This is a genomic window from Acidobacteriota bacterium (assembly GCA_009691245.1).
In the GTDB taxonomy this organism is placed as follows: Bacteria; Acidobacteriota; Terriglobia; order 2-12-FULL-54-10; family 2-12-FULL-54-10; genus SHUM01.
Map to the genome: position 1 here is coordinate 1 of SHUM01000009.1, position 26497 is coordinate 26497.

The following is a 26497-nucleotide window of genomic DNA, read 5'->3' on the forward strand; positions in this document are numbered from 1 at the left end:
TACAACACCCGCAGGCCGCACTCGGCGCTCGGCTATAGGCCCCCGGCGCCGGGGGCCTATAGCCCTGTCAAAAACCCAGTTTCTCGGCCTCAGGTTGTGATGTAAACTCTCTCACAAGGATTGGTACAAAATCTCGGGCGGGTCAGCCACCTTTGCGCTCGGCGAGATGGAAACCAAGATCACCGCCGACCCCGACAATCTGCGCCTCGGCGCGGAGTATCGCCAGATGGTGATTCGCCTGGCGACTTATGATCGCGCTATCGCGTTCTTCGAGAAGGTCGCCTCCGACCATCCAAGCCTGGCCAACGCGCAACTGAACTTCGGCTTCACTTACGTGGACAAGGTTCCCGTGGCTGGTTCCATCACGCAGGTGCTGCTGGCCAACAATGCCTTGAACGCGTTTACCAGGTCAATCGAAGTGAGGCCCACCTGGATCTCGCTCTACACGCGCGGCAATAGCTACCTGTTCTGGCCGAAAATTTTCGGGCGTGCTGCGAACGCGGTGGCCGATATCGAAGCCGCGATGAAGTTGCAGAATGGCGCAATGAAGCCTTACTACATTCGCACCTGGATTGCGCTCGGCGACAGTTACTGGAAGACAGACGATTTTGAGAAAGCCAAGCAGGCGTGGCGCGATGGCCTGAAACATTTCCCCGAAAGCGCGGCGCTGAAGTCGCGTGTGGCGAAGGACGGCGACGAGTTGAAAGCTGTGATCGATGACACTTACGACATCACCCGCCGCGTGGATACTTCGCTGAAGGAAATGTTCGCCGCCGAGGTTGCCCCGAAATGACGCGAAGAATTTACAGAGCCGCGACCGGGAGGGAGCGGTGTTCCGGCATTGCGGATCAGCGGGCGACCGCTCCCTTCCGGTCACGGCTCTGTTTGCGGTTCGCGTTCATCGCGCTGATCCTTTCCATCAGCGTCGCACCCTCGCGCGCGCAGGGGCCCGGCGCGATCCGCTTCGCCGAGATCGGCGAAAAAGCCGGTGTGCGCCATGTGCATCAGACGCGCAAGTTCAAGGGCGCGCATGGCGACGTGCTGGGCATGTTCACCTCGGGCGGCTCGTCAGTGGCCGTTGGCGATTTTGACAATGACGGCTGGGACGACATGTTTGTCACCAGCTCAGACGAAGGCAAGTTCAATAAACTGTTTCGTAATAGTCACAACGGCACGTTTGAGGATGTTACCGAGGAGGCGGGCGAAGTGGCGCATGGCAATGATCCGCTGTCCATCGTCTCCGACGCGCTGTGGTTCGATTATGACAACGACGGCTGGCGCGATCTGCTCGTGGTGCGCTTCGGCACGCCGCTGCTCTATCACAACGAGAAGGGTGATTCCTTCACGGATGTGAGCACAGGCTCGGGCCTCAACAAGTTTGCCAACACCATTGCCGCCATCTCCATTGACTACGACCGCGATGGCGATCTCGATTTGCTCTTCGGCAATTACTTCAAGCCGGAGAACCTGCTGGCATTGAAGGACCCGAAGGTGCTGCCGAACAATCTGGACGACGCCATCAACGGCGGCGGCCTTACGCTGTGGCGCAACGACGGCGCGGGGAAATTTTCCGACGCCACCGCGCGGGCTGGTTTTGAAAATCATACTGGCTGGACGCTGGACGTGGGTGCGGGCGATTTCGACAACGACGGCGACCCCGATGTATATGTCGCCAGCGACTACGGCATGGATCGCGTTTATCTGAATAATGGTGATGGAACTTATAAGGATGTCTCCGCCACCGCCATCGGCAAGGACACCAAGAAGGGCATGAACGCCGAGGTTGCCGACTACGACAACGATGGCTGGCTCGACGTGTATGTCACCAACATCACCGACGAGTATATGAAAGAATGCAACATGCTCTGGCACAACGATGGCAACTGGGCCACTGGAAATGGAACATTCACGGACCTCTCGAAGGAGACCGGCTCGTGCGACACGCTGTGGGGTTGGGGCGCGAAGTTCGCCGACTTCGACAACGATGGCTGGCTCGACCTGTTCGCGACCAACGGCCTGCGCTCGGGCAGCAAGGAAAATTACGTTCCGCTGATCTTCGAGATGCTCATCAAGCCCGGCGTGGACTTCAGCGACGTGAGTAGTTGGCCCGCCATCGGCGACCGCACCTGGTCCGGCTATCAGAAGAAAAAACTAATGCGCAACCTCGATGGACAGGCCTTCAAAGACATCTCCGCCGCCGCGGGCGTGGACAATGAATTCGACGGGCGCGGCGTGGCCATCGCCGATTTCGACAACGACGGTCGCCTCGATTTCTATCAGACCAACGCCGACCAACCCGCGCTGATGTATCACAACGAAACCACCGCGGCACGCAACTGGGTGGCGGTGCAGTTGGTGGGGACGAAGAGCAACCGCGATGCCATCGGCGCGCGCATCACACTGAAGGCCGACGGGCGCGAATGGATTCGCGAGGTCGATGGCGGCAACGGCTACTCCGGCCAGAGTACGCAGCGGGTGCATTACGGTCTCGGCGCAATCAGCAAGATTGATTCAGTGGAGATTCTTTGGCCGAGCGGCGCGAAACAGAAAGTGAGTGTTCCGATGAATCAGATTTCCACGATCCATGAAGATAAGGGTGTGATCAGCAAATGAATCGTCCCTTAAAGATTGCCGTAATGTCCGCCGCGCTGTTGACGTGCGCTGCGGGTGCTGCTTGGATGCGCAGCGCAAGGTTGTCCGCGCAGGCACCCGCCGCCGCTGCAACTGATCCCGCGGAGCAGTTGGCGATTCACCGCAATCTGGGCAAGGCGTTCTATGAGAACCCTACCACGTACGCGCAATCCGTGGAAGAGTTCACCAAGGCGTTGGCGCTCCAGCCGGACTCGGTGCGTGAACGAGTCAACCTGGGCCTGGCGCTGTTGCGCGCGGGCAAGACGCCGGAAGCCATCGCCGAGTTGCTAAAGGCGCAGGAACTGCAGCCCGCGCTGCCGCACACCTGGTTTAATCTGGGCATCACCTACAAGAAGGAAGACGAGCACGAAAAGGCTATCGCGCAGTTTGAGAAGATGGTCGCGCTCGCGCCCACCGATGCGATTTCGCAATACAACCTCGGATATCTTTACCGCCTGACCGATAAAGTCGCGGCGGCGCTGCCCCATTTTGAGGCAGCCGCGCGGCTCGATCCCAATTTGGCCGGTGCGCGCTTCCAGCTTTACAACGCCTATCGCGCCGCCGGGCGCGCCGCCGACGCTGCGCGCGAACTGGCTCGCTTCCAGGAACTGCGCCGCCTGCAAGCCGGAGCGGCGATTCCCGAAGACCTCGACTGGAGCTTCTACTCGGAGATATACGAGCCGCTTGAAGAATCGCCCACTCTTTCCACGACAGCGCCGAGCAAACCAGAGTTTGCTGCGGCGGAACTCTCCGCGCAGGCCGACTACGAGCGGGCTGGTTTAGTGGTGCTCGATTACAACGCGGACAAGCGGCCCGATCTGCTCGCCTGGACCGACCAAGGTGTCGCGCTATATCGTAACGGCGCGGAGCGCGTTCCCGACTCAGGATTGGATAACGCCGGAACGATTGCGGGCGTCGCCCCCGGCGATTTCAACAACGACGGCTTCGTGGACCTGGCCCTTTTGGCCGCTGACAGTGTTTCGCTGTGGGCCAATCGCAACGGCAAGTTTGAAAAGCTGACTACGCAGTTGTCCTCTGCGCCATTCAACACCAAATTTAATAAGGCGGTCTGGCTCGACTACGACCATGACTATGACCTCGATCTGATCCTGCTCGGCAAGGCCAGCGCGCTGGCGCGCAATAACGGGAGCGCCGGCTTCAGCGACATGTCGCGCGATTTCCCGTTTGTGAAGGGCGAGGCCATCGACGCGGTGCAGATGGATGTGATCGCCTATGACAACGCGTTCGATCTGGCGGTGGCCTATCAGGATCGCGCCGGCGTGATTTATCGCGACCGGCTCGGCGGCCAGTATGAGGTCACGCCTGGGCTTCCCGAAGCCACGCCCGCGATCCCCGAAGCCACGCGCCATCTGATCGCCCACGATTGGAACAACGACGGCTGGACCGACCTGGCCGTCTCGCATCTCGAATATCCTTCGCTGCGCGAGTTCGGCGATGAGTTGGAATCTTCCCGCATGGCGCGGACCGGTTCGTATCAAGTGTTGCTGCTCCGCAATAAGGAAGGTGTGCTGCAGCAGGAAGAGCAATCCATTTCGCTGGCTTCCTCGTTCCCCGCGTTCGTCGATTTCGACAATCGCGGACTCGCCGATTTGATCTCCGCCGCCGAGGGCCGGTTGTTTACCAAGGCCAATCAGGGCGGGGCGTTCTCCTCCGAGAATGATTTTCTGGAGCAAGGGCAGATTGCCTCCCGCGTGTCCTCGGCGGATTGGGATCAGGACGGGAAAACGGATTTGGCGACCATCGGGTTCGGCGGCGCCGTCGAGCGTCAGCGAAATGAAACGGAGCCGGCGGGCGCGTGGCTGACGGTGTCGCTGGAAGGCGTGAAAAATCTGAAGCTCGCGCCGGGCGCGCGCGTCGAGGTCAGAGCCGGGCGCATGTATCAGAAGCGCACCTATGCGGGCGTGCCGCTGACGTTTGGGCTGGGCCCTCTGGGAAATACCAAGCTGATTGACACGGTGCGCATCACCTGGCCGAATGGACTCATCCAGAATGAGACGAAAGTGGCGGTCAACCAGCACGTCACATATAAGGAAGCGCAACGGCTGTCGGGATCGTGCCCGATGATCTTCACCTGGAACGGCAAGGAGTTCGAGTTCATCACCGACGTGCTCGGCGTCGCCCCGCTGGGCGCGAGCCTCGGCGACGGACAATATTTCCCGGTCGATCACGACGAGTTCATTCAAATACCGGGACGCGCATTGACAGCGGTGAACGGCAAGTATGAAGTGCGCATCACGGAGGAGTTGCGCGAAGTCGCTTACTTCGACGAAGTGAAACTAATCGCCGTCGATCATCCTGCGAATGTCGAGATATTCACCAACGATAAATTCAAATCGCCGCCCTTCCCGGAGTTCCGTCTATTCGGCGTTGAGCGGCGCATCTATCCGAAGACGGCGCGCGATCATCGCGGCAATGACGTGCTGCCGCAGTTGCGCAAGCTCGACAAGACTTACCCGGACCAGTTCCGCCGCGACCTGAGCGGGCTGGCCGAGCGGCATCATATTGATCTGGATTTTGGCAATGCAGCGAAAAACAACTCCGCCGTGCTGGTGCTGAATGGATGGCTCGACTGGGCCGATGGCTCCACCTTCCGCGCCGTCTCGCAGGAGATGAGCGCCACTCCGGGTGGAGGAAATAGCGGCCTTGGCGGCGACCTCGCTCTGCCCTATCTACAAGTGAAGAACGCGCGCCGCGAGTGGCAGACGGTGATCGAGGACATGGGCATTCCGGCGGGCAAGCCGAAAACCATCGCCGTGGACCTGACCGGAAAATTCCTCTCAGCCTCGCGCGAAGTGCGCATCGTTACCGGCATGGCGCTTTATTGGGATGAGATTTTTCTGAGCGAAGCGAATGGCGCGGCGGCAGCGCCGCTTTCCGCAAAGATGTCAGATGTGGCGCTGGCCAGCGTCGATCTGCAATTCCGCGGATGGTCGCGCCCCATCATTCATCCCGAGCGCAAGCAGCCCGAGCACTTCGATTATCAGCAGTGGATGCCCACGACGATGTGGAATCCCACGCAGGGACTGTACACGCGCTACGGCGACGTGAAAACATTATTGACCAGCATGGATGACAAATTGGTGTTGATGGGCTCGGGCGATGAGATGCGCTTCCTGTTCGATGCCGCATCGCTCCCGCCGCTGCCCGTCGGGTGGCAGCGCGACTTTCTGCTGAAGGTGGATGGCTGGGCCAAGGATCAGGACGCCAATACGGCGTTCGCGACGAGCGTCGAGCCGCTGCCGTTCCACGGCATGAGTCAGTATCCGTATCCGGCCAATGAACATTTTCCTGACACGGAAGAGCACCGCGAGTATCGCCGCATTTACAACACGCGCCCTGCGTTGCGCGTGGTCAGGCCGCTGGCGCCCACGCCGATTACGCGCACATCTTCTGCAAATACAAGCGTGCCGGATTTCCCTGAAGTGGCCGCGCTGTCTGCGCCCGCGCCGAATGCCGGAGATCAGCCCGGAGGGCAGCAATGATGAATCTACGCCGCTGGACGGGACTGTTCTTCGTGATCCTGCTGGTGAACACCGGCTACATTGCTGGCTTCTCCTCAGCCACGATTTTCTACATGGTGAATGTGCTGTTTCACCTGGGCCTGGGGTTGGCCGTAGCCGTGGCGGCCACATTGCTGTTGATGCGCAACCAGGAGCTTCGCCGCGGCGTCGCTCCGGCGGCGGGATTGTTTGTGCTCTCGATTGGCTTCGCGGTGTTTCTGGCTGGCTGGGGCAATACGCAGCCGCACCGCTGGGCGTTCTGGGCGCACATCATCGCCGCGGCGCTCGGCACGATCCTGTTGTTCCCCTGGGTGCGTCGGCGCGCACAGGAGTTGCGCGGCGGATGGCTGACCATGCAGAAGGGACTCGCCGTGGGCGCGGCGCTGGCCGTGGCGCTGCCCGCCGCTGGCATCGGCTATCGCGCGGCGTTTCCGAATCCGGCGGATCGCATCAAGAACACTCTGCTGGTCCCCGCCACGATGCAGGAAGAGGGCGGCGGGCCGCAGTCGCCGTTTTTTCCGTCCGCCGCGCAGACCAACACGGGCGATATCATCCCCTCGAACTTCTTCATGGACTCGGAGACCTGCGGCGAATGCCATGCCGATATCTATGAGCAGTGGAACTCCTCTGTCCACCACTTCGCGTCGTTCAACAATCAGTTCTATCGCAAGTCGATTGAGTACATGCAGGACGTGGTCGGCACCGAGCCGAGCAAGTGGTGCGCGGGCTGCCACGATCACGCGGTGTTCTTTAACGGCCGCTTCGACCGCCCCATCAAGTAGCAGATTGACACGCCGGAGGCACACGCGGGCCTGGCCTGCACGTCGTGCCACTCCATCGTTCACGTGAATGGCTCAGTGGGCAACGGCGGTTTTCTGATTCAGTATCAGCCGCTGCACGAGCTGGCCACCAGCAAGAATCCCTACATGCGCGGGCTGGACCGCTTCCTTACTTTTCTCAACCCGCGTCCGCACCGCGAGAGTTTCATGAAACCATTCATGCGCGAGGACGCGGCGGAGTATTGCTCTTCGTGCCACAAAGTTCATCTCGATGTGCCCGTAAACGACTACCGCTGGTTCCGCGGCTTCAACGATTATGACGCGTGGCAGGCGAGCGGCGTGTCGGGTCAGGGCGCGCGGTCGTTCTATTATCCGGAGAAGACTGCGACGTGCGTGGATTGCCACATGCCGCTGGTGCCGTCGCGCGATCCCGGCCATCACGCCGATGGCGTGGTCTCAACCCCGAGCCCCGGAACTTGGTCAGAGTGGTCAGAACCGTGAAAGTGTGTACTTTTGGCAGGGCCGCAAATTTGGACTATTTGGCGGCGGGCAATGACTCGATTTTATAGCCAAGTCACGGGCGAGATTTTAGGTCTTCGCGGGTCACAAATTTTGCGCCGCGCGGGTCACTATTTGGGGGTGGGCGGGACGAAGTCCGGAGGCGGGGCGGGCATGGAGCTGCCAGCGCCTTCGCCGAAGAAGAAGTCCTCCATGTATTTGCGGACCTTCAATTGGTCGGTGCGGTCGGCCAGGTTCAGGCGGTACTCGTTGAGGACCATCTTGAGGTGCTCGATCCACATGAGCCAGGCGTCCTCCGAGACGTTGTCGAAGATGCGCTGGCCAAAGGCGTTGTCGAAAGGCGGCTCCTTCAGGCCGGGCAGCTCGCGCCCCAGCTTGATGCACTTGACCATTCGCTGACCCATCGTGATGCCTCCTGAGGTTGCTGCCCGCCATCGCTGCAACGCGGACTGACTGTGCTGTGCGCCTGTATTCAAGCGGCTTGCGTGCGCTGCCATCGAATGACCAAGCCAAGTCTCAGGCTACGGGTTGCCATTCCCTTTTGTCAACCTCTCAAGTATCCTGAGGGTATTTGAGCTTCATGCCGCATACTTACGAACAGAGGAGACCAACATGCGTATCGCGGTTACAGGTTCGACGGGACTAGTGGGCTCAGCGTTGGTGGAGGCGTTGGGAGCCGCTGGCCATACGGTGTCGCGCGTGATGCGCGATCAGCGCAAGCTGGGCGCGGGCGATGTGTTCTGGAATCCCGACACGGCCTACGTGGACACGCCGGCGCTCAATGGCGCCGATGCCATTGTACACTTGGCCGGCGAGACTATCTCTGAGCGATGGACGCCGGCGCAGAAAGAGATCATTCACGGCAGCCGTCTGCGCGGAACGCAATTGATCGCCGAGGCCGCGCGCGCGATGTTCCATCCACCACAGGTGCTGGTGAGCGCGTCGGCGACTGGCTGGTATGGTGATCGCGGCGACGAGGTGCTGCGCGAGGATTCGAAGCCCGGCAAGGGATATCTCGCCGATGTCTGCCGCGACTGGGAGACGGCGACGGAAGTGGCGTCGCGCGCCGGGATACGCGTCGTACACGTGCGTACCGGAATTGTACTCAGCGCCAAGGGCGGCGCGCTCAAGAAGATGCTCACGCCATTTCGCTTGGGGCTAGGCGGCAAGATCGGATCGGGCCGCCAGTACATGAGTTGGATTGCGCTTGATGACACGGTCGGAGCGATATTGCATGCTATCAATACAGTGTCGTTAAAGGGTGCGGTGAATGTAGTGGCGCCTGCGCCGGTTACCAATTTGCAGTTTACGAAAGCGCTGGGCAAGGTGCTGGGCCGGCCGACGATTGCTCCGCTGCCGGCGTTCGTGGTGAAGATGGTCTTCGGCGAGATGGGCGAGGAGTTACTGCTTGGCAGTCAGCGCGTCGAGCCGGCGCAGTTGCTGGCAGCTGGCTTCCGCTTCCGTTATACGGAGATCGAAGGCGCGCTGCGCCGCGCGCTGATTGCCTAACTGGTCGCCTAATGAGACGCGCCTGCTCTGCGCGCCTCGCGTTTCGGTGCATGGTTCCGTGCTACAATAACCGCTTTGAGCCTGGTATCAGATTTGCACTATGCGGCAGCGCCGGTGGACGAGAATCGGTATGGACAACTTCACCTTCGGACTAACACTTACCATCCTGGGCATGTCGGGGACGCTCATCAGCTTGTGGTTGTTGAGCCTGCTCATTTCGGGACTGAAGAAGATTTACCCGATCGAAGCGCCCGCACCCGCTGCGGGTAAGGAGAAATAGACAGCGTGCTTTGGGATGCCATAATCGCCGGGTTGCAAGGGATGGTCGCGGGGACCGCGCAATTCACGTTGCAGCATTGGATCATGATTGCCATCGGCTGCGTCATGATGTGGCTCGGAGTGGCCAAAAATCTGGAGCCGCTACTGCTGGTGCCCATCGGCTTCGGCGCGATCCTGGTGAATGTTCCCGGCACCGGTCTGATGGAAGGCCACGGATTTTTGAAGGCTCTGTACGACGCGGGCATCATTACTGAGCTCTTTCCCATCCTTATATTCATTGGCATTGGAGCGATGACGGACTTTGGTCCGCTGCTGGAGAACCCGCGCATTCTGCTATTCGGAGCAGCGGGGCAGTTCGGAATTTTCCTGACGCTGCTGCTCGCGCTGGGCCTGGGATTCACGCAGTTGGAGGCACTGGCTATCGGCATCATCGGCGCATGCGACGGGCCGACGGCGATCTATGTAACAACCAACTACGCGCCTCATCTGCTGGGTTCGGTCTCGGTCGCGGCTTATTCCTACATGGCGCTGGTGCCGATTCTGCAGCCGCCGATCATGCGCGCGCTGACCACCGACGCAGAGCGCCGGATCGTCATGCCCACCGTCAAGCGCTCGGTTTCAAAGACCACGAAGCTGGTATTTCCGATTTTGGTTACTGGATTCACGGCGGTGATCGCACCGCTGGGTACGCCGCTGATGGGCATGCTGATGCTCGGCAATCTCTTCCGCGAAGTAGGCGGCCTGGATCGTCTCGCCAAGACCGCGTCGAATGAGCTGGGCAACATCGTAACACTGCTGCTGGGTCTGACCATTGGAGCCACGATGCAGGCCGAGCAATTTTTGAATATCAAGACACTGGGGATTTTCGCTCTGGGCCTGATCGCCATCTCGCTTGACACCGTAATGGGCGTACTCTTCGGCAAGTTGATGTGTCTGCTAACTGGGGGGAAAGTAAACCCTCTGATCGGTGCCGCAGGCATCTCGGCGCTGCCGATGGCGGCTCGCGTGGTGCAGAATGAGGGTCAGCGCTACAACAAGAAAAATCATCTCCTGATGCACGCCATGGGAGCCAACACCGGAGGGCAAGTCGGCTCGATCATGGCCGCGGCTATCATGCTTTCCATTGTGAATGCCCTCGGCATTAATTAATTTTTTATCGCTATCCAATCGATATGAAATTCTGCAAATTTCCCCAAACTATTAACGTAATAATATTGTTTTCTTATCGTTAAACATTAGTATATTACGCTCATATTAATTATATGGATGACACTAATTGACGACTTTTCTCTTGACAAAGCCACTGCGCGCTTAATATACTGGCACTCGTCTGCGCTGAGTGCTAATTAAAGTGAGTACTCTGATATCCGGTTCGCTTGAACTGGCATGTCAGCAGAAGTTTTCAAGGCGAAGGAGCACCACCAAAGATTTTAGTCCGCCTGTGGTTCAAGGCGTAACCCCGATAACAAATTGTTGATTGGCGATGCTGCGATTGAGGGCATGGAAGCAAAGGTGCCTATCCGTGGTCTGCGCCGCAGAGCCGGTTGGCGAAAATTGAGTTTGAAATGAGCTGACTGGATTTCAGTCAGTACGTGAGCAAGCAAAGAGCGAAAGGAGCAAGGCTAATGGCAATAAAGATTCGTCCCCTGCAGGACCGTGTCGTAGTCCGCAGACTAGAAGAGAAGGAACAGATCAAGGGTGGGATTGTCATCCCGGACTCGGCGAAAGAGAAGCCCCAGGAGGGTGAAGTTCTCGCCGTGGGCGATGGCAAAATCCTCAACACGGGCACGCGCGTGGCCATGGACGTGAAAGTCGGCGACCGCATCCTGTTCGGCAAGTACTCCGGCTCGGAAATCAAGTTGGATGGCGAAGAACTGCTCATCATGCGCGAAGAAGATATTCTTGGCATCCTGAACACCGGCAAGAAATAGTGAACGTATCGCGAAGCCCGGTGGCTTCATTTAAGCCGAGTGATCGCCTAAATCAAAACGTATTGATTCAGATACTAACGACAGATTAAAGTCCGAACGAAAGGAAAAACGAGAATGGCAGCAAAGCAAATTGTGAAAGGCGAGGAAGCTCGCCACTACGTGCTGGCCGGCGTGAATGCACTGGCGGATGCCGTAAAGATCACCATGGGTCCCAAGGGCCGCAATGTGGTGCTCGACAAGAAATTCGGTGCGCCGACCATCACCAAGGACGGCGTTACGGTGGCAAAGGAAATTGAACTGAAGCACCCGCTGGAGAACATGGGTGCGCAGATGGTTCGCGAAGTGGCCTCGAAGACCAGCGACGTGGCTGGCGACGGCACCACCACCGCGACCGTATTGGCGCAGGCCATCTTCCGCGAAGGCATCAAGAACGTCGCGGCGGGCGCGAACCCGATGGCGCTGAAGCGCGGCGTGGATATCGCCATTGAGGCCGCTGTGGCGGAGATCAAGCGGCTGTCCAAGCCCGTTACCGGCGACATGATCGCGCAGGTTGGCACCATCTCAGCCAACAACGACAAGGCCATCGGCGGCATCATCGCCGAGGCCGTGAAGAAAGTTGGCAAGGACGGCGTCATCACTGTCGAAGAGTCCAAGACCATGGAGACGCAACTCGAAGTGGTCGAAGGCATGCAGTTTGATCGCGGTTATCTCTCCCCTTACTTCGTAACTGATCCGGAGCGCATGGAGTGCGTGCTGGAAGACGTTCGAATCCTGATTCACGAAAAGAAGATCAGCTCGATGAAGGACCTGCTCCCGCTGCTCGAGCAGATCGCCAAGACCGGCAAGCCGCTTCTGATCATCGCGGAAGAAGTGGAAGGCGAGGCGCTGGCGACTCTGGTGGTCAACAAGCTGCGTGGCACGCTGCACGCTGCTTCCGTCAAGGCTCCTGGATTCGGTGATCGCCGCAAGGCCATGATGGAGGATATCGCTATCCTCACCGGCGGCCAGGTGATCAGCGAAGAGCTTGGCTTCAAGCTGGAAGACGTGAAGATGGACCAGCTCGGTCGCGCGAAGAAGGTAACCATTGACAAGGACAACACCACCATCGTCGAGGGCTATGGCAAGCACGCTGACATCCAGGGCCGCGTGAAGCAACTGCGCGCGCAGGTCGAAGAGAGCACCTCGGACTATGATCGTGAAAAGCTGCAAGAGCGGTTGGCCAAGCTGGTCGGCGGCGTTGCGGTGATCAAAGTGGGCGCAGCAACTGAAACCGAGATGAAGGAAAAGAAAGCTCGTGTTGAGGATGCCATGCACGCCACGCGCGCGGCGGTCGAGGAAGGCATTGTTCCCGGCGGCGGCGTTGCGCTGCTGCGCGGAGCCAAGGCGCTCGACAAGCTGAAGCTTACGGGCGATGAAGCCATCGGTGTGGCGATCGTGCGACGTGCGCTCGAAGAGCCTTGCCGTCAGATCGCGGCGAACGCCGGATTCGAAGGCGCCATCGTGGTCGAGAAGGTGCGCGCGCAGAAGGACGAACAGTGGGGCTTCAACGCCGACACGGAAGTCTACGAGAACCTGGTGAAGGCCGGCGTCATCGACCCCACCAAGGTAACTCGTCTGGCGCTTCAAAACGCAGGCTCCATCGCGTCCCTGATGCTCACCACCGAAGCGCTCATCTGCGAATTACCGGATGACAAGGACAAGGGTCCAGCCATGCCTCCCGGCGGCATGGGCGGCGGCATGTACTAGGACTGCGTCCAGCCTCGCCTCGCTCACGATGGTCGCTCCGCGGTACGCTGTGGAGAACAACGATGTCATCTTGAGTGCAGCGAAGGACCTGCTGTCCAATTCGATGATTACTATGGCCCGGACAGTTATGCTGTCCGGGCTTTTTTGCTTCCGCAGTTCCTTCTTGAAATTGTTATAGTGAGCTTGCTGTTCCTGTCCTAAGCCGCTTCTTCGGAATCGTGATTTATATGAATTTTCGGGATCACGAGCCCGGCCATTTTCACGCGGAATACGGTGAGTTTGAAATCATAGTGGAAATTTCGAGCGGGAAAGTTGTCGGGAAGTTTCCCGCCGAGCATTGAACATGGTGATGGAGTGGCACGCGCTTCACAGAAGCGAATTAGCTGACGATTGGCAACGGGCACGGCAACAGCAGGCCTTGAAGCCCATCCAGCCTTTGGAGTAGGACCATGATTCTACATGTAGAGGAAGCCCGGTACGTCTAGGATTACACAGTCTGGTTGCGCTTCAATGACGGAAGCAGCGGTGAGGTTGATCTCTCTGGCGAGTTGTGGGGCGAAGTCTTCGAGCCTCTCCGCGATGTTGAGTACTTCAAGCGATTCTCCCTCTTCATGCACACGCTCGCCTGGGAAAATGGCGCAGATATCGCGCCAGAGTTTCTGCGCGCTCATCTTCGCGTTACCGCCTGAGGTTACACTCCCACGCCGGCAGTCCAAAGTTAAGCCCCCGGACTCTCAGAGGACTGGAAGCCCTTCCCGATCGCTGTTCAGCCGGTTGAACATGACCCATTTTCGGGACCGCGCGGCCCGTTGATTTTGCTTATTTTGCGGGCCTATACTTGATTATTGAGAGCAATGACCCGATGTAATTCATAGCTCAAGGAACTCTGTTGCCGGCGGCCTGACCATCACTTCGAGGAAACCAGTACGGCGATTGATTGAGAATCCCTGCGCGGGGCTGGTTCTGCTTGCGCGCCCAAATTAGAGAACGTCGATTGAGGACGAAGGAGTCCAATGGCCACGATTGAAACTGCTGCTCCCCGCAGCGCTGATTCCACGACGAAGCGCATCATGAATGACATGAGCCTTCAGATCGCCACGGTGAACGGCTCGGGCAGCCAGACCGCCAACACCATTTTGTTGCGGTCCATTTTCCAGATGGGCATCCCCATCTCGGGCAAGAATATTTTTCCGTCGAACATCGCCGGTCTGCCGACGTGGTACACCATCCGCGCCAACGCGCATGGTTACGTCGCGCGCAAGAAGGAGATCGACTTCCTGATTGCGATGAATGCCGAGACCGCCATCGATGACGTGAAGGGTCTGCTGCCGGGCGCGGGCGTTGTTTATGACGAAGTGTTGAACCTGAAGGCCCTGCGCAACGACCTGGATTTTTATCCCGTTCCGTTCGACAAGTTGGTTACGCCGGTTTGTCCCGACGCGCGGCTGCGACGACTAGTCCGCAACATGATTTACGTGGGCGTCGTGGCGTACTTGCTCGACATCGATCTCGCCGAGGCCGAGAAGGCCATGCAAAAGCAGCTCGGCTCCAAGCCCAAGGCGTTGTCGCTAAACTGGAACGCCATCAACGCCGGCGTACAGTACGCCGCCGAGAAATTCCCGAAGTCGGCGAAGTTTGGTCTGGAGCGCATGAACAAGACCGCGGGGAAAATTCTGATTGACGGCAATACCGCCGCCGCCGTCGGATGCCTGTTCGCGGGCGTTACGGTGCTGGCCTGGTACCCCATCACTCCGTCGTCCTCGCTGGCCGAGGCGCTGATTGAATATCTGAAGGACTACCGCATCGACAAGGAGACCGGCAAGGCGACCTTCGCCGTGGTGCAGGCCGAAGACGAGCTGGCCTCGGTGGGCATGACGGTTGGCGCGGCCTGGGCAGGCGCGCGGGCCATGACCACCACGTCGGGTCCCGGCATCTCGCTGATGAGCGAATTCACGGGCTTGGCCTACTACGCGGAGATTCCCATCGTCATCTTCAACATTCAGCGCACCGGGCCCTCCACAGGCCTGCCAACGCGCACCATGCAGGCCGACATCCTGGCCACGGCGTTTCTTTCGCACGGCGACACCTCGCACCTCCTGCTGTTCCCCTATTCCGTGGAAGAGTGCTACCGCATGGCCATGGAGGCGTTCGATCTGGCCGAGCAGTTCCAGACTCCCGTGTTTGTGATGAGCGACCTGGACATCGGCATGAACAATTGGATGTCGGACCCGTTCATCTATCCGGACAAGCCCATCAATCGCGGCAAGGTACTCAACGCGGAAGAGCTGGAGAAGATCGGCAAGTTCGAGCGATACCGCGACGTGGACGGCGACGGCATTCCCTATCGCACGATACCGGGCACGCATCATCCGCTGGCCAGCTACTTCACGCGCGGCTCCGGCCACAACGAGAAGGCGCTCTACAGCGAGAAGCCCGAAGACTACAAGAACAACATGGACCGCATCAAGCGCAAGCATGAGACGGCCCGTGGCGTGATCTCGCCGCCGCTGCTGGAGTCCGACGCCAATGCCGAGATCGGCCTGATCGCCTTCGGCAGCACGCATTGGGCGATCATCGAGTCGCGCGACCAACTGCGCGATGAGCAGAACATCCCCACCGCGTATCTGCGCCTGCGGGCCTATCCGTTAAGCCCGGAGATCAAGGAATTTGTGAAGAAGTATAAGCGCGTCTACGTCGTCGAGCAGAACCGCGACGGACAGATGCGCGATCTGATTCGCTTGGAAGTCGGCAAGTACGCCGAAAAAGTTCGCAGCGTGCGGCACTATACAGGCTTCCCGATTGATGCCCGCACTATCACCGACGAAATTCTTGCACAGGAGATCGCAGGCTAATATGGCAACCACGGCACAACCTCCAGCACCAGCAGCAAAGCTCAACCGCATCGGCCTTGAGCTGGCCACGTACCGCGGCGGCAAGACCACGCTATGCGCCGGCTGCGGCCACAACGTCATTACCGAACGCATCATCGAATCGTTCTGGGAGATGGGCGTCGATCCCTATCAAGTGGTCAAGCTCAGCGGCATCGGTTGCTCGAGCAAGGCGCCCGCTTATTTCCTGAGCAGCTCGCATGGCTTCAACGCGGTCCACGGGCGCATGCCTTCGGTGGCGACGGGCACGATGCTGGCGAACAAAACGCTGAAGGCCATCGGCATCTCCGGCGACGGCGACACGGCGTCGATCGGCATGGGCCAATTTGTTCACCTGATGCGCCGCAATGTGCCGCTGATCTATGTCATCGAAGACAACGGCGTTTATGGTTTGACGAAGGGACAGTTCTCCGCCACCGCTGATAGGGGCTCACGTCAGAAGAACGGCGTGATCAATGATCTGCCGGCCATCGACACCTGCGTGATGGCCATCGAGCTGGGCGCAACGCTGGTGGCGCGTTCGTTTTCCGGCGACAAGAAGCAGCTTTCGGCCATCATGAAGGCGGCCATCGCCCATCAGGGCACCTCGATGCTGGACATCATTTCCCCCTGCGTAACCTTCAACGATCATCAGGGCTCCACCAAGAGCTACGAATACATGAAGGATCACGACGAGCCGCTGCACGAAATCGACTTTGTGCCGTTCTTCCAAAACATCGAAGTGAATTACGATCCAGGGGAGACCCAGGACGTGCAGATGCACGACGGCTCCATGCTGCGCCTGCGCAAGCTCGACAACGCCAGCTACGACGCCACCAACAAGAACGCCGCGCTGCGCGCCATCGAAGAAGCCCATTCACGCGGCGAAGTGCTCACCGGCGTACTCTACGTGAACCCCAAGGGCGAGAACTTCCACGATCTGCTCAATCTGGTGGATCAGCCGTTGGCCACGCTGCCGCTCTCGATCACGCGTCCGCCCAAGTCGGCGCTGGACGAGATCATGGAAGAGTTGCGGTAAAACTGGCTGGAAAAATTTTAGCCGAAATATCCATTAGGCCCCCAACATTAAGGGGGCCTTTTTTGCCAGATTCAGATAAAGTCTGTTAGCCTGTTGGCAATTCTTCATCCAGGCTGGGGAGCATTTCCAGGATGAAAAAGTTTTGTGGGTTGATAGTTGATCAAGAGTAATTACATCTAGTCAGAACGGGGAAAATACAAATGAAGAACATTCGATCACACGTGCGCGTGTGCGCAATCGGAGTTTGCTTGCTGGCCATTCCCATTTACATCGCGGCCCGCTCGGGAGGACCACCTTCCGGCGTAACCGGGGGATTTGGAGAGGGCAATTGTACGCAATGCCACCGGACGAATCCTCTAAATACCGGGACGGGTTCGATAGTCATCACGGGACCAGCTACTTACCTGCCGGGAACAACCTATCCGATTCGTGTAACAGTTGCCAACCCCAACCCGGAGTCGCAACGCTGGGGATTCGAGTTGAGCACACGGAACCAGTCAGGGCAGCAGGCTGGAAGACTCCTTCCGGGAGGGGATGGCTATACTCAACTGCTTCCGGAATTGAATGGAATTCAGTATATCTCCCACACGGAAGTTGGCACACGGTTTGGAACACCCGCGGGAGTGAATTTTGATTTTCTGTGGCAGTCGCCTGCGTCTGCGGATGGTGCTTTGCAATTCCACGCCGCAGGCAATACCGCCAATGGAAGCACGAATAATACCGGCGATTTCATCTACACAACTTCATTCAGCCCATCGCCCCGGACCGCGCCCATACCGGTGCCGGTGCTGCCGGCAAATGGAGTGGTTAATGGCGCCAGCTTTGCCCCCGGCACAGTGGCGGTTGCGCCGGGCTCCATCGTGGCCGTATTCGGCTCGAATCTTTCGGACGGAGGCACGCTGCTTTCCTCCGCCTTCGATGCTAACGGGCGGCAGGTCACCGGTCTATTGGGAGCACGCGCCACCGTTGGCGGAGTTGCGGCTCCGATGTTCTATACGACTGGAGGACAATTGGGAATTCAGATTCCCACGGAGGTTTCCGGAACCAGCACAACGATTCAGATCTCCGTCGGCGGTGAGACCAGTGCAACGCGCACCATCGCACTTGAGCCAGCCGCTCCCGGAATTTTTACGACCAATAGCCAGGGAAGCGGTCAGGGCGTGATTGTGCTGGCAACGGGCGGAGGAATCGCGGCGGCGGTGGGATCAATTAGCGGGGTTACGTCGCGGCCCGCGCGCCCGGGCGAGGACATCACGATATTCGCTACCGGCTTGGGGCAAACCAATCCGGTTGTGCCCACCGGGGCAAGGCCCACGACACTGACTCGAACGGTCGCCACTCCCACGGTAATGATCGACGGCATGGCCGCGGATGTTTCGTTTTCCGGGCTATCGGATTGCTGTGTGGGACTGAACCAAATCAACGTGCGCGTGCCCGCCAATACGCGCACCGGCAACACTATTCCGGTGGTGCTTACCATCAGCGGGAAGCAGAGCAATTCCGTCACCATAGCAGTCGGGAACTAAACTCGACAGTCATCAGTCATGCGGTGCAGAACCTTTGCACCGCAATTTTTTTGTCCCAAGGAAGTGATTGGAACTAGAAACTCCACAGACGCGTGTACTTGACCGTCATACTCCAATCGTTCAATGAGCGGCGGCGGTCGCGGACATCGTTATAGACCACGTAAATGTCGCTCAGCGGGCGGTAGATGAAGCGGTAGCGAAGGTTCGAGCTGATGGTATCCGTCTCGCTGTTGTATTGGACGAAGGAGTTCAAAAACATTCTGGCGCTGAAGGAATAGTCCGCGCGGAAGCCAAGCAGATTGGTGACGAACGCGCCTTCGGGCAGGTCGATATCATTGCGCTCCAGGCTGACGATGGTGGAGAGGCGGTAGGTGGGCCGGTACTGTGCGCTGGCGGTGATCTCGGTGCGGTCGCCGCTGTAGAAGCGGGCCCAGACGTATTCCAGCTTGCCGGAGAGCGGTTTGCTGGTGTCGGAGAAGAACCAGGCTTTGGACTCATTGAAATGGTAGTCGCGGGCGGGCAGGATCACGGCGCGGCTGACTTCGAATGGCTGCCGCAGCCGCTCGAAATTTTGCTCATAGTGCGCGCCGAAATCGCTGCCGTCCTGAAAATTCAAGCGCACCTGGGAGAGCATGTACTTCGTTTCGGTGCCGCCTTCACCGAACAGGATGTGTTGGGTCAGATTGGAGACGAACACATCGCGCACGTAGCGGCCGATCCGAGACTGCGTATTGAGACGCGGCTTGAGCTCAAGAAAATTTCGCAGGTTGCGGCGGTCGCGTCGCCGCACAAAGCCCATCTCGGGATTGAAGTTTCGTCCGATGTCCACCACGCTACCAGAGGCTCGGAAGATGTTGGTGTTGTAGTCAACTTCGGCCTTGCCCAGACGATTGTCGCCTTCGCGTTCGGGAGTCCATGTCTGCGCCAGAGCGCCGCTGAAGCGCAGTGTGTTGCGGAGGAACAGCAGGTTGCCATCCGCGCCCAGCGCACGGTTGTGGTCCTGATCCAAGCCGGAGCGGCGGTTGAGAAACATTAGGCCCACATCGGAATTCTGAAAAACATTCCGACGCAGCCGCGCCACGCTGAAGTTGGTTGCCGGGACGGCAGCGTCCGAGCGCGTCTGCATGTTGAGCAGGCCGAGGTAATATTCACCCGCCCGTCCCGTGAGCCGCGCGCCGCCCAGGATGGGAACCGGCTGGCCACCAGCGAGTCCAATCGTCCGGCTGTGAAATAAGAGAGCTTCCTCGTTGGTCAGCGAACCGAATTGAAAGATGCCCGCGTTCTCCAGGAAGAATTCGCGTTTTTCCGCGAAGAAGAGCGGGAAGCGCGTCAGGTTCACCTGCTGCGTGTCCGCTTCCACATGAGAGAAGTCGGTGTTGACGGTTAGATCGAGGCTCAGGCCCGGCGTGAGGCCGTACTTGAGGTCCACGCCGCCATCGGGGTCGAATTTCGTCTTTTCGTCTCTCGATGCGAAGCGCGTTACGCCAGCCAGCGCGAAGGGTTTCACATAGAAGTTGCGGCCCGGCTCGACGTTTTCGATGCCGCGCAGCTCGCCCGCCATGGCGATGCCGCTGATGCCGGTGTGCCGCCGGGGGAGCGGCGACCAGAAGCTTACTTCATTGCGCCGGCGAATGCGCCGGACAAATTGCGCACCCCACACCTGCTCTTTCTGCCGGCTGAAGCGAAGCGTGTTGAAGGGAATGGCCATCTCCACGGTGTAGCCATCGTCGGTGAATTGGCCCTCCGAGTACCACACGCCATCCCAATTCACGTTCTGGTTGCGGCCCTCGCTGAAGAACTGGATGTCGCGCTGATTGCCCAGCACGGTGGCGCCCAGATAGTAGCCGTTGCGGTCGTCGTTGAAGGTATCCAGGATGACGGCGATGTAGTCCTGTTCCTGAATGTCGAAGTCATGGCCCAGATCATTGATGATGACGCCGTTCTTGGTGCGGTCGTGGCACCAAGCCGCCACGTAAAGAAATTCCTTGTCGTACAGGACGCGGAACTCCGTCTTCTCCGTGGGGGGCTGTCCTTCTTCGGGTTCCTTCTGAACCAACCCCGTGATGAGTTCCGCCGTCTGCCACGCGGGTTCATCTGGCTTGCCGTCGATGGTGATTTTGGCGTCGGTGAAGCGGGCATGGGTAATCAGCTTGCCGTTCGAGCTGGTGGCGTCGGGGGCTTGCGGGCGGAGCGGCGCAGGCAGGGCGATCAACAGCAATGCGACTGGAAGCAGCAACCTGCCCATTGATTCCGTTCGATGGTTCTCTGCATTGCGGATGGATTTGCAACAGCCCCTTGCGGCATGAAGTTGGGGAAGTTCGCTCAAGAATGAAACCAGCCTCTCAAAAACTGACCAGCCTCTCAAAAACTAAATAGGTGCGTGTACTTGATCGTGAGGCTGCTGTCGGCAAGCTCGCGGCGGCGGTCGCGCACATCATTATATACGACGTAGATGTCGCTCAACGGACGGTGAATGAAGCGGAAGCGGATGTTCGAGTTGATCGAGTCCGTCTCGTTGTTGTACTGGAAGAAAGTATTTAGGTACATCTTGGGATTGAATGACCAGTCAATGTGCGAGCCCACCAGATTGGTGGTGAACTCCCCGCGCGGCATCGTGATGTGATTTCGTTCGTAGTCTAAGGTAGCCCGCAGTCGGTATCCAGATCGGAGAATTGTGTTCAGGTTCCATGTCTGAATGGTGCCGTCGTAAAAATTGCCCCATCCATACAATACGAGACCGGAGATGGGCTTGCTCTGGTCGGAATGGTAGCCAATGGCAGTCTGACTGTATGGAAAATCACCGGAAAGGACGGGAACGGCAAAGGGTAGATCAAAAGGCCGAGTCAGTCTTTCAAACCTTCTCTCATGCTGGACGACTAATACGCTGCCATCCTGAAACTCAAGATTGAAAGGCATCAAGAGACTTTTTGTTTCAGTGCGGCCATCCGAAAGGACAACATACTCGGAGGTAACCAGCGGCACCCAGTCGCGCACCCACTTGCCGAGCTTGGAGTCGGCGTTCTGACGGATGCGCCATTCAAACTCGTTGCGCGCGATGCGCCGCCCGCGCCGCTGGACAAAGCCCATGCGCGGATTGAAGTTCGCTCCGATGTCCAAATACGAGCTGAAGAAGCGGATTTCGTTGTTCTGATACTCGCCTTCAATTTTCTTGATCCAGTCATCGCCTTTCAGATTGGGTGAATCGGTGCGGGCGGCCAGCGTGCTGAGGCGCAGATCGGTGCGGAAGAAAACCAGGTTCTGGTCCACGCCAAAGGCGTGGTTCGTGTCATTCGGCAGGCTCGATTGCCTGTTCAGAAAGATCGCGCCGACATCCGAAGCGCCGAGAATGTTCTGCCGCACGCGCGCAACAGAAAAGTTTGTTGCGGGTATATTGCGCTCTGAACGCGTCTGCATGTTCAGCAGACCGATGGAGGTGTTGCCTTGCCGTCCGCTGAGGCGCGCGCCACCGAAGATGGGAATGGGCTGACCGCTTTCGAGTCCAATAGTGCGTGAGTGGAACAGTAGCGCCTCATTGCGCCGCAGCGCGCCGAACTGGAAGATGCCGGAGTTCTCGAGGAAGAACTCGCGCTTCTCGGGGAAGAACAGCGGGAAGCGTGTGAGGTTCACCTGCTGCGTGTCGGACTCGACGTGCGAGAAATCCGTGTTGCCGGTTACGTCCAGCACCATGCCGGGCGTGATGCCGTATTTAATGTCCAAGCCGCCGTCAAAGTCGCCATCGGCCTTTTTCCCGCGCGAGGCCAGCCGCTCCACGCCCGCAATGGCGTAGGGCTTGATCTGCAGGCTGTGGCCGGGTTGCACATCCTCAATGCCGCGCAGTTCGCCGGCGTAGGACAACGCGCGCGTCAGACTATAGCGCCGCGGCGGCATGGACCAGTAGGTACTCTCGTTGCGCCCCCTCATGCGGCGGTAGAAATGCACGCCCCAGGTCTGCTGCTGATCGCGATTGAAGCGCAGCGTCTTGAACGGAATGGCCATCTCGACCGTGTAGCCATCGGGGCCGCGCTGAGTTTCCGCATACCACACACCATCCCAATTGGTGTTGCTGGAGCGGCCTTCGTCAGAGACTTGCCTGTCGTGCTGGCTGCCGCCGGGGGAAGTGGCAAAGTAGTAGCCGCTGTGGCCGTCGTTGAAGGTGTCGAGCAGCAGGGTGAAGTAGTCCTGGTTGAGCGTGTCGAAGTCGCGGCGAATATCGTTGTTGACGATTTTGCTCGGCGTGCGGTCGTGGCAGATGGCCGAGACATAGAGGAAGTCGTGATTGAACAGCACGCGGACTTCGGTCTTCTCGCTGGCCGGCTCGCCCTCGCGCGGGTCCTGTTGGAGAAAGTCGGCATTCACTTCAGCGGTCTGCCAAGCAGGCTCATCGAGCTGCCCATCAATTGTGATGATTGAATCGGTGAATATGGCGTTCGAGACGCGTCTTGATTTCGTGGCATCTGTTTGTCCAAACAGAACAGGGATCGTTCCGAGAGCCAGAAGGAAATACATTCCTCGGGCACCAATACGCCCGCCAATCATTGCAAGATTCATCAATACCCACTTTGTTTGCTTGTCTGGAAAAGTTCCAGGAAGTGGACATTTTATGATGAAACAACAGTCAGTGGATGAAAAAAGTGGCCTCGACTGGGTGATAGGGTAGGTAGCAAGTCGAGATGCATGAAAACCAGATGCCTTCAATTGTACGCAGATATTTGAAGCGGGGATTTGCCGTTGCATTAGACTGCCGCATTTACTCTGCTGGAGTGGAGTGTGGAGAATATACAAGCACGAAATGACCCGAAGTACGGATGAACATGCCGCCCAGCCTAGCTAAAACGAATTTGAATACTATTGTGGCGGCTGCAGCGCGCGATGGTTCCTCCATCGACATGCTCGACGCGGAAATTCTAAGTCGGGTTCTTGGAAATATCAATCTGCCGATTCTGGTCACGCAGAGCGATGGCCGAATAGTTTTGTGGAACCGGGCCATGGAAGTGTTAACCGGCAAGACTGGCGCGGATTTTTCTGAGTTTAACGCGGATCATATGTCGGTTGCGGGGCAAGCCGCCGCCGATCAGCAATTAGCCCGCAAGGCCCTGGAAACAGGCCAACCACAGACCCGACATTCTGAATGGCGCACTCACGATCAGACTGAGACGCCAGTAGAACTGCAATACTCCGTTCTTACTGGGAGCCGTGGGGAAACTTTGTTGCTGCTTCAGGCGCGTAACCTAAGCGAGCGACATAAGCTGGAATTGGAGCTGCTACAGTCGCAGAAAATGGAGTCCATTGGGCGGCTGGCGGGCGGAATCGCGCACGACTTCAACAATGCCCTCACCACCATACTGGGCCTAACCGAATCCATGATCAGCGGCCGCACCGCGCCGAACGCCGAGAGCCTCAGCGAAATTCGCCACGCCGCGCAGCACGCCGCTGACTTGACCAGTCAGATGCTCGCCTTCAGCCGTCGGCAGATTCTCCAGATGCGCAACATCCATCTGGAGTCGGTAGTGGAAAACCTTGGCAGAATGGTGGCTAGGTTGATTGGTGAGGATATCAATCTCGCCGTCACCGCCCAGGCACCGCTTCCTGCGATTCGCGGAGATCAGTCGCAAATCGAGCAGGTGTTGCTGAATCTTTGTCTCAATGCGCGTGATGCCATGCCCAAGGGGGGAAGTCTGCGTGTTGAGTTGCGAAACGTAACGCTTGACCCCGCATGGTGTTCCAAACGGTCGGGCTCAAGACCGGGAAATTTTGTGGCCCTATCTGTGAGCGATAGCGGCATGGGCATGGATGCGGAAACGTTGACGCGCATCTTCGAGCCGTTCTACACGAAGAAAGCGGTGGGCAAGGGAACAGGTCTTGGCCTATCGATGGTGTACGGAATCGTGGAGCAGCACGAAGGATTCATAGATGTGGAAAGCGCGATGGGAAAGGGCTCGACGTTCACAATATATTTCCCCGTGGCTTCCGCCGAATCGACTCCGCAGGCTGAGGTTGCCCGGACGGTTGCTCCGCCAGTCCAAAGTCGCGCGACGCTCATTCCTTCAATTGCTGCCGCCACAATCCTGGTGGTGGAAGACGAGAAAAGTGTCCGCAAGCTCTTTCTGGAATTGTTGCCGAAGCTGGGCCACCGCATTTACTCGGCGGCAGACGGCGATGAGGCGATCAAAGTGTTTGAGCGTTGGGCCGGCCAGATTGATCTGGTATTGCTCGACGCGATAATTCCCAAGACAGGCTCTGGCGAAGTATACGAATACATTCGACGGAAGAAGCCTGGTGTACGCTTCCTGTTTACCAGCGGATACAACGAGGTCTTTATCAATAAGAAGTTTGAGCTGGATCCCAATATGGTATTTCTGCGCAAGCCCTTCACCACCCAACAGTTGACGGATAAGATCAGCGCCGCGCTGGCTTAGCTAGCGGGGCAGCCGCTCTCCACGCATGGCAATTAAATCCTGCGATTCAAAGTAATGATCCAGCTTGTGCAAAATTTGATTCTTATTAGGGACGGCCTATCCAGAGTTTTGAATCTTGCTTCCGAATGTGTGCTGGCCAACAATTCAAAGGTAAGAACAAACGCGTAGTGAACCTGAAAATCTATGATTCCCATGGCCATTAAGACTGATATTCTCGCACAGCCTACTTTCGGAAATCCATCAATTGCGAACGAAAAACAGGCAAATAAGCTTTGCCATGACGTCAGCGGACCACTTACCTCGATCCTCATTAACTGTGAAATGATCCTGGAAGAGAATTGATCCGAGGAAATCCGTGCAAAGGCCGAAACAATTCTCTCGGAAGCGATGCACATCAATCAGTATCTCCGCGAATTCCGGCAGGACTAGACGGTCCTTGCATCCGCTTCCTCCTCCAATGTCCCAAAGACAACTAAAATGACCCACCTCATTAACCGATAAACTCTCTGAGGATTGGCATTGCTTCTGGTTTCGGGGAAGGTACACTTTCCCGCGTCCCTCGGCGCTGGTATTCTGAGCCCGCCGAGCATGCTCTGGAGCCAGCCCTCCGAGAGGTTGACAATTAGGTATGCATTCTCCGGCGGGAACATCACCTACTTCTGTTCTGATTATCAGTAACGACTCGGCCACAATTCAGTCTGCCTTGTCCAGTCTGCCAGCAGGTCATAACGCGGCAGTTGCTTACGACCTTACTTCTGCGCTGGCACAGCTGAATCACGCGGATTTCAACTTGGTCATCTGCGAGATTCGATTGCCGGAGTTATCAGGAATCAAGCTGCTGGAGCGAATCTCATCGGCTGCGCCTTTAGCTGGTGTCGTGATGATTTTCTCCTCGAGGGACTGGGCAGTATCCCTCGAAGCGATGCGGATGAGTGCTTGCGATTGCCTGGAAAAGCCTGACCGTGATGATAGCTGGAGTGTCCGACTGGCGGAAGTTTGCGCGACACGCCGCCGGGATGCAGATGAACGGGTGATCCAGCAGATGCTTCAAGTGACGTTAAAGGATCGCACGGAGCAACTCCACCGCGCTCTTGCTGAAGTTGAAAATAGCCGTCGCGACTCAGTGGAAACCTTGGTAATGGCTCTGGATAAACGGGAGAATGCCACTCACCTGCACTCGCTTCGCGTGCAGGCTTTTACGATGGTGCTGGCTGGCCATTGCGATTACAGCCCGGAAGATATGAAGGATTTATCTGACGGAGCGCTACTGCATGATATTGGGAAGATAGCGATTCCCGATTCGATTATCCTCAAGCCGGGTCCCCTGACAGCCGAGGAGACGCTGGTTATTAAGCAGCACCCAGCGCTTGGTTATCAGATATTGTCTCGCTTGCCGCACCTCGAAGCAGCGGCCGATCTGGCGCTAAAGCATCATGAGCGCATGGATGGCAAAGGCTATCCGTTCGGTTTGCGTGGGTCGGAAATTCCACTTAGCGTACGCATCTTCGCGGTCGCGGACGCGTTGGATGTAATTGTCAGCGGGAGATCATACTGTAAGCCCCGTTCCATTAATGCTGCGCGGGCTGAATTGCTGCGCTGCGCAGGGCCACAGTTCGATCCGGATATTGTGGATGTTTTCCTGAGTATTCCCGGAGACACCTGGTCTGCCGTGCAAGACGAAGTCGTCGCACGATTTCCTTTCAATGAGCTACCGCTAACAGCCTAGCGGCAGTG

18 protein-coding genes and 2 pseudogenes are annotated in these 26497 nt (G+C 58.0%); 17 read left to right on the forward strand and 3 right to left on the reverse strand.

Going from position 1 to position 26497, the window contains the following annotated elements:
• Nucleotides 1-166 precede the first annotated feature (166 nt).
• The 5 genes from EXQ56_03680 to EXQ56_03700 all read left to right on the forward strand — a co-directional run bounded on the left by EXQ56_03680 (nucleotide 167) and on the right by EXQ56_03700 (nucleotide 7432).
• The gene (locus EXQ56_03680; protein MSO19553.1) at nucleotides 167-793 is read left to right on the forward strand and encodes a hypothetical protein; all 627 of its coding nucleotides are present in this window, start codon (nucleotides 167-169) and stop codon (nucleotides 791-793) included.
• The gene (locus tag EXQ56_03685) at nucleotides 790-2613 is read left to right on the forward strand and encodes a CRTAC1 family protein (protein ID MSO19554.1); all 1824 of its coding nucleotides are present in this window, start codon (nucleotides 790-792) and stop codon (nucleotides 2611-2613) included. The genes EXQ56_03680 and EXQ56_03685 overlap by 4 nt, the downstream gene beginning before the upstream one ends.
• Nucleotides 2610-6134, forward strand: a complete 3525-nt coding sequence (locus tag EXQ56_03690) for a tetratricopeptide repeat protein (GenBank protein MSO19555.1) — start codon at nucleotides 2610-2612, stop codon at nucleotides 6132-6134. The genes EXQ56_03685 and EXQ56_03690 overlap by 4 nt, the downstream gene beginning before the upstream one ends.
• Nucleotides 6131-6934 (forward strand): hypothetical protein, encoded by an 804-nt coding sequence (locus EXQ56_03695; protein ID MSO19556.1) that lies wholly within the window; start codon nucleotides 6131-6133, stop codon nucleotides 6932-6934. The genes EXQ56_03690 and EXQ56_03695 overlap by 4 nt, the downstream gene beginning before the upstream one ends.
• A 63-nt stretch (nucleotides 6935-6997) precedes the next feature.
• The gene (locus EXQ56_03700; GenBank protein ID MSO19557.1) at nucleotides 6998-7432 is read left to right on the forward strand and encodes a hypothetical protein; all 435 of its coding nucleotides are present in this window, start codon (nucleotides 6998-7000) and stop codon (nucleotides 7430-7432) included.
• Between the two features lie 128 nt (nucleotides 7433-7560).
• On the opposite strand, the gene EXQ56_03705 is transcribed toward EXQ56_03700, so the two are convergent.
• Complete coding sequence (locus EXQ56_03705; protein MSO19558.1) at nucleotides 7561-7854, reverse strand: oxidative damage protection protein; 294 nt, start codon at nucleotides 7852-7854, stop codon at nucleotides 7561-7563.
• A 208-nt stretch (nucleotides 7855-8062) separates the two neighbouring features.
• Here EXQ56_03705 and EXQ56_03710 point away from each other — a divergent pair, with 208 nt between their 5' ends.
• The 10 genes and pseudogenes from EXQ56_03710 (at nucleotide 8063) to EXQ56_03755 (ending at nucleotide 18347) form a co-directional block, all read left to right on the forward strand.
• Complete coding sequence (locus EXQ56_03710; GenBank protein MSO19559.1) at nucleotides 8063-8959, forward strand: TIGR01777 family protein; 897 nt, start codon at nucleotides 8063-8065, stop codon at nucleotides 8957-8959.
• Nucleotides 8960-9059: 100 nt separating this feature from the next.
• A complete protein-coding gene (locus EXQ56_03715; protein MSO19560.1) occupies nucleotides 9060-9239 on the forward strand; it encodes a hypothetical protein in 180 nt (59 codons plus the stop codon).
• 41 nt (nucleotides 9240-9280) lie between these two features.
• Nucleotides 9281-10387 carry a sodium ion-translocating decarboxylase subunit beta gene (locus EXQ56_03720; protein MSO19561.1) on the forward strand — a complete coding sequence of 369 codons (1107 nt, stop codon included), beginning with the start codon at nucleotides 9281-9283 and terminating at the stop codon, nucleotides 10385-10387.
• A gap of 476 nt (nucleotides 10388-10863) precedes the next feature.
• Nucleotides 10864-11169 (forward strand): co-chaperone GroES, encoded by a 306-nt coding sequence (locus tag EXQ56_03725; GenBank protein MSO19562.1) that lies wholly within the window; start codon nucleotides 10864-10866, stop codon nucleotides 11167-11169.
• Nucleotides 11170-11283: 114 nt separating this feature from the next.
• Nucleotides 11284-12915: a chaperonin GroEL gene (gene groL, locus EXQ56_03730; GenBank protein ID MSO19563.1), complete on the forward strand. Its 1632-nt coding sequence runs from the start codon at nucleotides 11284-11286 to the stop codon at nucleotides 12913-12915.
• A 227-nt stretch (nucleotides 12916-13142) separates the two neighbouring features.
• Nucleotides 13143-13360 (forward strand): annotated as a pseudogene (locus EXQ56_03735) (DUF4160 domain-containing protein).
• Nucleotides 13361-13364: 4 nt separating this feature from the next.
• A pseudogene (locus EXQ56_03740) lies at nucleotides 13365-13604 on the forward strand (DUF2442 domain-containing protein).
• Nucleotides 13605-13928: 324 nt separating this feature from the next.
• On the forward strand, nucleotides 13929-15767 hold the full coding sequence (locus tag EXQ56_03745) for a 2-oxoacid:acceptor oxidoreductase subunit alpha (protein MSO19564.1): 1839 nt from the start codon (nucleotides 13929-13931) through the stop codon (nucleotides 15765-15767).
• A gap of 1 nt (nucleotide 15768) precedes the next feature.
• On the forward strand, nucleotides 15769-16821 hold the full coding sequence (locus tag EXQ56_03750) for a 2-oxoacid:ferredoxin oxidoreductase subunit beta (protein MSO19565.1): 1053 nt from the start codon (nucleotides 15769-15771) through the stop codon (nucleotides 16819-16821).
• A 200-nt stretch (nucleotides 16822-17021) separates the two neighbouring features.
• Nucleotides 17022-18347, forward strand: coding sequence for a hypothetical protein (locus EXQ56_03755; protein MSO19566.1), 1326 nt, complete (start codon nucleotides 17022-17024; stop codon nucleotides 18345-18347).
• A gap of 73 nt (nucleotides 18348-18420) precedes the next feature.
• Here EXQ56_03755 and EXQ56_03760 read toward each other — a convergent pair whose 3' ends face one another.
• Both EXQ56_03760 and EXQ56_03765 read right to left on the reverse strand, forming a co-directional pair.
• A complete protein-coding gene (locus EXQ56_03760; GenBank protein MSO19567.1) occupies nucleotides 18421-20592 on the reverse strand; it encodes a hypothetical protein in 2172 nt (723 codons plus the stop codon).
• A gap of 116 nt (nucleotides 20593-20708) precedes the next feature.
• The gene (locus EXQ56_03765) at nucleotides 20709-23081 is read right to left on the reverse strand and encodes a hypothetical protein (protein ID MSO19568.1); all 2373 of its coding nucleotides are present in this window, start codon (nucleotides 23079-23081) and stop codon (nucleotides 20709-20711) included.
• A gap of 71 nt (nucleotides 23082-23152) precedes the next feature.
• Here EXQ56_03765 and EXQ56_03770 point away from each other — a divergent pair, with 71 nt between their 5' ends.
• Complete coding sequence (locus EXQ56_03770; GenBank protein MSO19569.1) at nucleotides 23153-24763, forward strand: response regulator; 1611 nt, start codon at nucleotides 23153-23155, stop codon at nucleotides 24761-24763.
• Nucleotides 24764-25391: 628 nt separating this feature from the next.
• Nucleotides 25392-26489 (forward strand): HD domain-containing protein, encoded by a 1098-nt coding sequence (locus tag EXQ56_03775; GenBank protein ID MSO19570.1) that lies wholly within the window; start codon nucleotides 25392-25394, stop codon nucleotides 26487-26489.
• Nucleotides 26490-26497 lie beyond the last annotated feature (8 nt).

Bases quoted from the DNA above. Each gene is read 5' to 3' on its own strand.
- EXQ56_03680 (MSO19553.1), top strand. From the start codon at position 167: ATGGAAACCAAGATCACCGCCGACCCCGACAATCTGCGCCTCGGCGCG.
- EXQ56_03685 (MSO19554.1), top strand. From the start codon at position 790: ATGACGCGAAGAATTTACAGAGCCGCGACCGGGAGGGAGCGGTGTTCC.
- EXQ56_03690 (MSO19555.1), top strand. From the start codon at position 2,610: ATGAATCGTCCCTTAAAGATTGCCGTAATGTCCGCCGCGCTGTTGACG.
- EXQ56_03695 (MSO19556.1), top strand. From the start codon at position 6,131: ATGATGAATCTACGCCGCTGGACGGGACTGTTCTTCGTGATCCTGCTG.
- EXQ56_03705 (MSO19558.1), bottom strand. From the start codon at position 7,854: ATGGGTCAGCGAATGGTCAAGTGCATCAAGCTGGGGCGCGAGCTGCCC.
- EXQ56_03710 (MSO19559.1), top strand. From the start codon at position 8,063: ATGCGTATCGCGGTTACAGGTTCGACGGGACTAGTGGGCTCAGCGTTG.
- EXQ56_03715 (MSO19560.1), top strand. From the start codon at position 9,060: ATGCGGCAGCGCCGGTGGACGAGAATCGGTATGGACAACTTCACCTTC.
- EXQ56_03720 (MSO19561.1), top strand. From the start codon at position 9,281: ATGGTCGCGGGGACCGCGCAATTCACGTTGCAGCATTGGATCATGATT.
- EXQ56_03725 (MSO19562.1), top strand. From the start codon at position 10,864: ATGGCAATAAAGATTCGTCCCCTGCAGGACCGTGTCGTAGTCCGCAGA.
- groL (MSO19563.1), top strand. From the start codon at position 11,284: ATGGCAGCAAAGCAAATTGTGAAAGGCGAGGAAGCTCGCCACTACGTG.
- EXQ56_03745 (MSO19564.1), top strand. From the start codon at position 13,929: ATGGCCACGATTGAAACTGCTGCTCCCCGCAGCGCTGATTCCACGACG.
- EXQ56_03750 (MSO19565.1), top strand. From the start codon at position 15,769: ATGGCAACCACGGCACAACCTCCAGCACCAGCAGCAAAGCTCAACCGC.
- EXQ56_03755 (MSO19566.1), top strand. From the start codon at position 17,022: ATGAAGAACATTCGATCACACGTGCGCGTGTGCGCAATCGGAGTTTGC.
- EXQ56_03760 (MSO19567.1), bottom strand. From the start codon at position 20,592: ATGGGCAGGTTGCTGCTTCCAGTCGCATTGCTGTTGATCGCCCTGCCT.
- EXQ56_03765 (MSO19568.1), bottom strand. From the start codon at position 23,081: ATGCAACGGCAAATCCCCGCTTCAAATATCTGCGTACAATTGAAGGCA.
- EXQ56_03770 (MSO19569.1), top strand. From the start codon at position 23,153: ATGAACATGCCGCCCAGCCTAGCTAAAACGAATTTGAATACTATTGTG.
- EXQ56_03775 (MSO19570.1), top strand. From the start codon at position 25,392: ATGCATTCTCCGGCGGGAACATCACCTACTTCTGTTCTGATTATCAGT.